Consider the following 8,709-nt stretch of genomic DNA (forward strand, 5'->3'; position numbering starts at 1 on the left):
CCCCCTACATTTTTGTAGGAAGTATTTTTAGTCAACCATACCAGTTGACAGATATCCAACTTTGGCCGGTCGATCATTGAGGTCACAATAGCAATACTAGGGGTGAAGTGCACCCTCAGCACGTTTTTATTATAACAGAAAGGAGTTTTACTATGAAAGGTAATGTTAGAAAACGTGGTAAAAAATGGTACTACCGTTTCGATGTTGCTGATAAAGATGGAAAAAGGCGACAACATGAAAGAGTCGGAGGTGATTCCTACAAGGAAGCAATGCACCAATTGCGGATTGCTTTGGAAATTTACGAAAATACAGGGACTGTTACTAATACTGATAAAATATCAGCTCATGATTATTTTGAATTTTGGTACAATAATTACGTTTTAACTAATCTTTCCAAGAACACTCAATTAAACTATCGGCATGTAATTGATAAATATATCCACCCTACCCTAGGGATATATCAGCTTCAAAAAGTCACTCCAGAATTAATTCAGAAGACTATTAACAAAATTGCTGATTCAACAGAGTATAAACCAGATCACACCCAATTACATGGCCATACTGTCGAAATTATTCTTATGGTTATTAAAGAGGCATTTCGACAAGCAGTCCATCCCTGGCATATTCTTACTCAATCACCTGCAGAATACGTCCGACAACCAAAATATAACCATCCTAAAACTACACGAGAAGATCTAAAAATTATTACTCTACAACAATTTAATCAACTTTTAGATCAATTTCCTCTTGGCCATCCATTTCACCTTCCCCTTTTAATCAGCTTTTATACTGGAATGAGGCGTGGAGAAGTAGCCGGTCTTGAATGGGATAACGTTAGTTTACCAGATGCTGAAATTAATGTTACTCAGCAAATGAAACAATATTCCAAAACTGATGTTCGACTTGGAAAATTAAAAACCGCTGACAGTTATCGAACAATTGCAATCGGTGATCAACTTATTCATGCGCTTAAAGTTCAGCGGCGACTACAAAATGAAAATCGTTTACGATATGGTAAAAATTACCATGAATCTAACTTTGTATGTACAAAAGAAAATGGGAAACCTGTAACTCCCAATTCGATTAAGTACTATGCAGGTACCGTCACTAAAGAGCTAGGTTTCCCATTTAATTTCCATAGTTTGCGTCATACCCACGCAACCATGTTACTAGAAGCGGGGGCATCTGCTAAAGAGGTCCAAGTACGATTGGGCCATAACAAAATTGCCACCACTCTAGATACCTATGTCCATCTTAGCAATAAGAAGAAACATCAAACAGCAAATCTATTTGATCAAATAGCTAAAATGTAAATCTTGCCCACCATTTGCCCACAAAGTATCTTACGTCTTGCCCACGAAGGTACTTCATGTGGGCAAAACACTTTAATTGGTATATAAATTGGTCTACTTTGTGAAATCCGGCAAGTTAGAAGCGCCCTTACATCAACGTTTACTTCTCGTCCAATTGCTCATCGGTCTTCAAAACGGCCATAAAGGCTTCTTGTGGAATATCAACCTTTCCAACAGCTTTCATTCGCTTCTTACCACGTTTTTGCTTATCCAATAGCTTGGCTCGCCGGTCTGGGTCCCCAGTGTGAATCCGTGCGGTAACATCTTTTCGATATGCTTTAATGTTTGTTCGAGCAATAATCTTAGAACCGATTGCTGCTTGAATTGGAATTTCAAAGTTTTGCCGTGGGATAATTTTCTTTAATTTAGCTGTAATTTCACGACCACGTTCCGCCGCAAAATCACGGTGCGCAATAAAACTTAACGCGTCAACCTTATCACCATTAAGAAGTATATCAATTTTAACCAGATTGCTTGGCCGGTAACCATCAATCTCATAGTCTAAAGATGCATATCCCCGAGTAGAACTCTTTAGTTTATCGAAGAAATCAAAGATAATTTCTGATAATGGAATATGATAAATTACGTTAACACGGGTGTCACTTAAATATTCCATCGTATCGAAATCACCCCGCTTACGTTGGCAAAGTTCCATTACTGGTCCGACATAATCATTAGGAACCATGATAGAGGCACGCACATAAGGTTCTTTGATAGCCTTAATTGATGAAGCATCTGGCATCTCAGCGGGGTTTTCCACTTCTTTTGTTGTTCCATCAGCTAACTCAACATGATAAGTAACTGATGGGGCCGTGGTAATTAAGTCTAAATTAAATTCTCGTTCTAACCGTTCTTGAATAACATCCATGTGAAGCAATCCAAGAAAACCACATCGAAAACCAAAGCCAAGTGCTTGTGATGATTCTGGTTCAAAAGTCAAAGCGGCATCGTTAAGCTGCAATTTTTCTAAGGCATCACGTAAATCATTAAACTTAGCATTATCAGTTGGATACAATCCAGCATATACCATTGGAGTCATCTGCCGATATCCTTCCAATGGCTTATCTGTCGGATTAGCAGCACTGGTAACCGTGTCCCCAACTCTGGTATCCTTGATGTCCTTAATAGCAGCTGTAATGTATCCAACATCCCCTGCCATCAAGACATCTCGGGCAAGTGGCTTCGGTGAGTTGATACCAACTTCAGCCACTTCATACTCTGTACCACCGTTCATTAATTTAATTTGGTCGCCCTTCTTTACTGTTCCTTCAACAATCCGAACACTAAGAACAACACCGCGATAATCATCATATTTAGAATCGAAAATCAGGGCTTTCAATGGCGCCGTTAAGTCACCAGTTGGCGCCGGAATGTCTTTTACAATTTTTTCGAGGACTTCATCAACACCCATACCAGTTTTGGCACTAATATCTACGGCCTCATCAGTATCAAGACCAATTTCATCTTCAATTTGCTTCTTAGTACCAGCTGGATCAGCGGATGGCAGGTCAATCTTATTAATAACAGGAAGAATTTCAAGGTCATTATCAAGAGCCAAGTAAACATTAGCCAGTGTCTGTGCCTCTACCCCTTGAGTGGCATCGACAACTAAGACCGCCCCTTCGCACGCTGCTAATGAGCGGGAAACTTCATACGAAAAGTCAACATGTCCGGGAGTATCAATCAAATGGAATATATAATCTTCACCATCTTTAGCATGGTACGTCAGGGCCACTGCATTTAGTTTGATCGTTATTCCTCGTTCACGTTCCAACGGCATATCGTCAAGAATTTGGTTTTTCATCTCACGCTTGCTGATTGAATCTGTCATTTCTAAAATCCGATCAGCTAGCGTTGATTTCCCATGATCAATATGCGCAACAATCGAAAAATTCCGAATGTGTTTTTGGCGTTCTTTCATTTCTTCTAGGTTCATTTAAAAAGACTCACTTTCAACGATTATTCTTTATCTAGTATACCAAATCCCAATTATAATAGAAAAGTTCTAGATAGCAAAATAGCGAATGCCTATTCATAGACACTCGTTATTCAAAAATTATTTATCCTCAAAGGCGTCACGCAATTTATCAAGGACAGTCTTTTTTACGCCCTTAACATCTTCACCACTTGCGGCTGCAAATGCCATCATTGCTTCGCGTTGACGCTTATTTAAGCTCTTAGGTGTCTTAACATGAACAGTGACATGTTCATCGCCATTTCCATTACCATTAAGGTGTGGAACACCCTTGCCACGAAGGCGGAAGTTAGTTTCTGATTGCGTTCCAGCAGGAATCTTTAAATCAACATCACCGTGAACAGTCTTAACTTTTACTTCATCCCCTAATGCTGCTTGAGCAAAGGAAATATCGCGATCAACATAAATTGTTGAACCATCACGCCTAAATTCGCGACTTGGTGTTACCCGAAAGACAATATACAAGTCCCCAGCAGGACCGCCGTTTTCCCCAGCATCACCCTGATGTTGAAGACGCATTTGCTGTCCATCATCAACGCCGGCAGGAACCTTGACTTCAAGTTCATGCCGTTCATGGACATGTCCAGCACCATGACAGGTATTGCAACGATCTTCTGGTTTGATAATTTTACCAGTACCATTACATTCTGGACAAGTCGTTTGCGTCTGCATATTTCCGAGCGGTGTTTGGCGAACATTTACAACGACCCCCGTTCCATGACAGCGAGAACATGTAACTGGTGACTTACCCGGTTTAGCTCCTGTTCCATGACAGGTCTTACATTCAGCATCACGATCATATTTAATTGTTGTTGTTTTACCAAAAACAGCATCCATAAAGTCAAGCGTCATTGAATATTGTAAATCTCGACCTTGTCGGGGAGCAGTTGGATCACGCCGAGTTCTACCGCCACCGCCAAAGAATTGGCTAAAGATGTCATCAAAACCGCCACCGAAGTTTGAATATGTTTGACCACCGCCAAAGCCGCCAAACCCTTGGCCTGCCTGTGGCCCAGCAGAACCAAATTGGTCATATTGAGCTCGCTTTTGACTATCACTCAATGTTTCATATGCTTCGTTAATTTTCTTAAATTTTTCTTCTGCACCAGGCTCGTGGTTAACATCTGGGTGGTATTTTGCCGCAAGCCGGCGATATGCACGCTTGATGTCTTTTTCGGACGCATCCTTTGAGACACCTAAAATGTCGTAATAATCTTGTTCTGCCATATAAATACCTCATTAATTTGTTGCTTGTTTAGTTATACCACAGCTAGCAAACGAAAGTAAAAGCCAAAGTCCGTTTTAGGTTGGCCTTTGGCTTTTACACTACATTTTAAGACTGTTTATTTCAGACTATTTCTTGTCGTCTGGTGTAACATCCTTGAAGTCACCATCAACAGTATTATCATCATTACCGTTGTTGTTATTGTTTTGACTGTTACCACCAGGTTGACCATTAGCAGCGCCGCCTTGTGCACCTTGAGCTTGTTGGTATAGCTTTACACTAAGATCTTGAATTACCTTATTTAAGGCATCCTTCTTAGCTTTCATATCATCAAGGTTACCGCTTTCCTTAGCTTTCTTTAAATCATCGTGAGCACTTTCAGCCTTTTTAATATCTTCTTCAGGAACCTTACCCTTAACTTCTTTTAAGGTCTTGTCCACTTGGAAGAGTTCTTGGTCAACTTCATTCTTCAAGTCAACTTCTTCTTTCTTCTTCTTATCGGCTTCAGCGTGTTCTTCTGCGTCTTTCTTCATTCGTTCGATTTCTTCATCACTCAAACCAGAATTAGACTTGATTGTAATGTTTTGCTTCTTATGAGTACCTTGATCTTCAGCAGAAACATTAACAATTCCGTTTTTATCAATATCAAAAGTAACTTTGATTTGAGGAACACCACGAGGAGCAGCTGGAATGTCAGTAAGCTGGAAGTTTCCTAGCGTCTTGTTATCAGCAGCCATTGGACGTTCACCTTGAAGAACGTGAATATCAACGGCTGGTTGATTATCAGCAGCTGTTGAGAAAATCTGGCTCTTTGAAGTTGGGATAGTTGTGTTACGATCAATTAACTTAGTGAAGACACCACCCATGGTTTCGATCCCAAGAGAAAGTGGCGTAACATCAAGTAAAACAACATCCTTAACATCACCAGTCAAAACCCCACCTTGGATAGCAGCACCAAGAGCAACCGCTTCATCAGGGTTAATGGAATGGTTAGGTTCCTTACCTGTTAATTCCTTTACCATTTCTTGAACAGCCGGAATACGAGTAGAACCACCGTTTAAAATTACTTCATCAATATCATCAAATGAAAGGTCTGCATCCTTCAATGCGTTTAATACCGGTTGCTTTGTCCGTTCTACTAAGTCATTAGTTAATTGGTTAAATTGAGCACGACTTAGGGTCTTTTCTAGGTGTAGTGGGCCATTTTCACCAGCTGAAATAAATGGTAAGCTGATTTGAGCTTCTTGAACACCAGACAAATCTTTCTTAGCCTTTTCAGCAGCATCCTTCAAACGTTGAAGGGCCATCTTGTCTTGGGATAAGTCAACACCATGTTCTTCTTTAAAGCCTTCAATTAACCAATCCATAATCTTTTGGTCAAAGTCATCCCCACCTAAGTGAGTATCACCATTTGTTGAGAGGACTTGGAAGACACCGTCACCTAATTCTAGAATGGAAACATCAAAAGTCCCACCACCAAGGTCATAAACAAGAATCTTTTCATCCTTGTCTTTCTTATCAAGTCCATAAGCTAATGATGAAGCAGTTGGTTCGTTAATAATCCGCTTAACATCTAAGCCGGCAATTTTACCAGCATCTTTAGTAGCTTGCCGTTGAGCATCATTAAAGTATGCTGGAACAGTAATAACCGCTTGAGTAACAGTATCACCAATGTAATCTTCAGCGTACTTCTTAATGTATTGAAGAATCATTGCTGAAATTTCTTGTGGTGTATACTTTTTACCATCAACTTCAACTGTATATCCTGCTTCACCCATGTGACTCTTGATTGATGAAATTGTGTTAGGATTTGTAATTGCTTGCCGTTTTGCAACTTCACCAACTTGCGTTTCACCGTTCTTAAACGATACAACAGATGGTGTAGTCCGACTACCTTCTGGGTTAGTGATAATCTTAGGTTCGTTACCTTCCATAACAGCAACTGCAGAGTTAGTAGTACCTAAATCAATACCAATAATCTTATTACTTGCCATAATTTATTTCCTTCTCTCATAAATTTATTGAGCTACAACTACCATTGCGGGCCGTAATACTCGATCTTTTAGTTGATATCCTGCTTGAAGAACATTAACAACTGTTTCCGGTTTCTGTCCTTCTTCAACCGGAACAGTTTGAACAGCCTGGTGTAGTGTAGGATCAAATGGTTTCCCTTCAGCTTCAATTTCAGTGATATCATGGTCAGTCAGTGCTTTTACTAGATGATCATGAACCATTTGAATTCCCTTCTTTAGCTGCTTGCCATTTTCATCAACAACTTCAATTGCTAATGCACGTTTGAGGTTATCCAGAACAGGTAAAATTGACTTAGCTAAATCTTGACCATCATATTTTAAGATTTGCGCACGCTCTTTATTAAAGCGATTAGTCATATTCTGGATTTCAGCCTCTGCCCGTAGATATTTGTCATCTTTATCAGCGAGCTGTTTCTTTAGGTCAGTAATTTCGTTTTTTAGTTTTGAAACCTGATCTTTTTCCTTATTAGGAGTTTCTTTTTTATTTTCTGTTTTAGGAGCCTTTTCATCTTTTGTAGGCTTTGGCTGATTGTCTTGTTTTTCTTTGGCCAATTAACTCGCCTCCTATGAATCATAATAGTGACGGTAGAAATCTAATAGTCGTTTTGCTAATTCTTGACGAAATGCATTCACAATTCCAATCGTTCGAGAATATGGCATTCTGGTCGGACCCAGCACAGCGATAATCCCTTTTCCATATTGTTCAACATTATAACTTGCTGTGATTAAGCTATAATCATCAAGGAGCTTATTCTTTGAGATTTCTTGACCGATTTTAACATTAACTTCACTCTCTGACGACAGAGTAGGATCTAACAGATTTGATAGATTGTCATTTCTGTCTAACAAACCATAGAGTGCCTGAATTGTATGTGGATCATTTGTACTTGCAAAATCTAGCAAGTTTAATCGACCACCAACGAAGAATCTTTCTCGTGCCGCCTGCGATAAAACATTATCAAAGATGTCTAAGAAACCATCAGGACTGTGCATATAATGTACCACCTGCAATGGAATATCATCTTTCAGCCGTTTCACTACTTCTGAAAGCGTTAAGCCCACTAACTGATCGTTAATCATCCGAATAACTGCTTGCATTGCATCGGTATCGATGTCTCTTGGCAAGGTGAATGATTGACTTTCAACTTCTCCGCTATCAGTAACCAGAATTGCAATAACTTTATGATTACCAAGTGGCACAACTCTAAATCCACTAAGTCGGACACTTTCTTGTTCCGGTTTCAAAGTAAATGCAGTATATGAAGTTAAGTTTGATAAGATATCTGCTGAATGCGAAATAATTTCATCAATCTTTTGGAATCCAGTTCCTAACGAGTTTTGAATCACTACTAGGTCGTTATCTGTAACCGCCTGTGGGTCAAGAAGGTTATCAACGTAATATCGATAACCCTGCTTAGATGGAACCCGACCTGATGAGGAGTGCTCTTTTAGGATCAAATCATTATCTTCTAAAATTGCCATTTCGTTACGTACAGTCGCTGAACTGACCTTAAACGGCAACTTTTCTGCGAGATGTTTGGATCCAACCGGTTGACCAGTTGACGTATATTGACGTACAATCGCTTGCAGAACCTTTTTCTGGCGTTGTGTTAGCATCAAATATCACTTCCCCTTTTAGCACTCATTAGGGTCAAGTGCTAAACACACTGTATAATATACCAATTACCCGTCTAAAAGTCAAGAAACGTCAAACAATTTAAAGGAGTTTTCTAGGATGAAGCATAAAGACCATCGTTATATTCAACCGCAAAACACTGAAGAAGCTATGTTATTAATTCAAAAATTATTTAATAAGTACCGTAACGCCCCACTTACAAACGAACTATTGGAATACCATAATAACCTTATTTACCGGTTACAATCAGATATTAAAGAAGCTGCAATTAAAGAGAATAAGCCAGGCCAATTAAAATCATTATCTAACATGACCGAAATTATGCGAAATTGGACCACAACCCGCTTAAACGGTAAACCTTTTAATGGTAAAATGCGTCATTTTAAACTAGTTACTGATGGCGGATTTAAATTTGAACGCAATATTCATAAGATTAATCAAACCACTAATCATCGCGGAAGTCGTCACTAAAAAGGCTCTACAATATT

7 protein-coding genes are annotated in these 8,709 nt (G+C 39.4%); 2 read left to right on the forward strand and 5 right to left on the reverse strand.

The window, feature by feature from the left end; translation table 11 throughout:
- The first annotated feature begins 152 nt into the window (after positions 1–152).
- Complete coding sequence (locus tag DTK66_RS10765; protein ID WP_191668672.1) at positions 153–1,313, forward strand: site-specific integrase; 1,161 nt, start codon at positions 153–155, stop codon at positions 1,311–1,313.
- 139 nt (positions 1,314–1,452) lie between these two features.
- On the opposite strand, the gene lepA is transcribed toward DTK66_RS10765, so the two are convergent.
- From lepA to hrcA, 5 genes are all read right to left on the reverse strand, one after another.
- Positions 1,453–3,288 carry a translation elongation factor 4 gene (gene lepA / locus DTK66_RS10770; RefSeq protein ID WP_191668673.1) on the reverse strand — a complete coding sequence of 612 codons (1,836 nt, stop codon included), beginning with the start codon at positions 3,286–3,288 and terminating at the stop codon, positions 1,453–1,455.
- A gap of 120 nt (positions 3,289–3,408) precedes the next feature.
- Entirely contained in the window at positions 3,409–4,554 is a 1,146-nt protein-coding gene (gene dnaJ, locus DTK66_RS10775) for a molecular chaperone DnaJ (RefSeq protein WP_153930864.1), read from the reverse strand.
- 126 nt (positions 4,555–4,680) lie between these two features.
- A complete protein-coding gene (gene dnaK, locus DTK66_RS10780; RefSeq protein ID WP_191668674.1) occupies positions 4,681–6,546 on the reverse strand; it encodes a molecular chaperone DnaK in 1,866 nt (621 codons plus the stop codon).
- A gap of 24 nt (positions 6,547–6,570) precedes the next feature.
- Positions 6,571–7,137: a nucleotide exchange factor GrpE gene (gene grpE, locus DTK66_RS10785; protein WP_191668675.1), complete on the reverse strand. Its 567-nt coding sequence runs from the start codon at positions 7,135–7,137 to the stop codon at positions 6,571–6,573.
- A 12-nt stretch (positions 7,138–7,149) separates the two neighbouring features.
- Complete coding sequence (gene hrcA, locus DTK66_RS10790) at positions 7,150–8,202, reverse strand: heat-inducible transcriptional repressor HrcA (RefSeq protein ID WP_191668676.1); 1,053 nt, start codon at positions 8,200–8,202, stop codon at positions 7,150–7,152.
- A 118-nt stretch (positions 8,203–8,320) separates the two neighbouring features.
- Here hrcA and DTK66_RS10795 point away from each other — a divergent pair, with 118 nt between their 5' ends.
- A complete protein-coding gene (locus DTK66_RS10795; RefSeq protein ID WP_153930868.1) occupies positions 8,321–8,692 on the forward strand; it encodes a hypothetical protein in 372 nt (123 codons plus the stop codon).
- Positions 8,693–8,709: the final 17 nt, after the last annotated feature.

This window comes from Limosilactobacillus walteri (assembly GCF_014830205.1).
GTDB lineage: Bacteria > Bacillota > Bacilli > Lactobacillales > Lactobacillaceae > Limosilactobacillus > Limosilactobacillus walteri.

Excerpts from the sequence above, each read along its gene's own strand:
- hrcA (WP_191668676.1), bottom strand. The coding sequence starts at position 8,202 with ATGCTAACACAACGCCAGAAAAAGGTTCTGCAAGCGATTGTACGTCAA.
- lepA (WP_191668673.1), bottom strand. The coding sequence starts at position 3,288 with ATGAACCTAGAAGAAATGAAAGAACGCCAAAAACACATTCGGAATTTT.
- dnaK (WP_191668674.1), bottom strand. The coding sequence starts at position 6,546 with ATGGCAAGTAATAAGATTATTGGTATTGATTTAGGTACTACTAACTCT.
- DTK66_RS10795 (WP_153930868.1), top strand. The coding sequence starts at position 8,321 with ATGAAGCATAAAGACCATCGTTATATTCAACCGCAAAACACTGAAGAA.
- dnaJ (WP_153930864.1), bottom strand. The coding sequence starts at position 4,554 with ATGGCAGAACAAGATTATTACGACATTTTAGGTGTCTCAAAGGATGCG.
- DTK66_RS10765 (WP_191668672.1), top strand. The coding sequence starts at position 153 with ATGAAAGGTAATGTTAGAAAACGTGGTAAAAAATGGTACTACCGTTTC.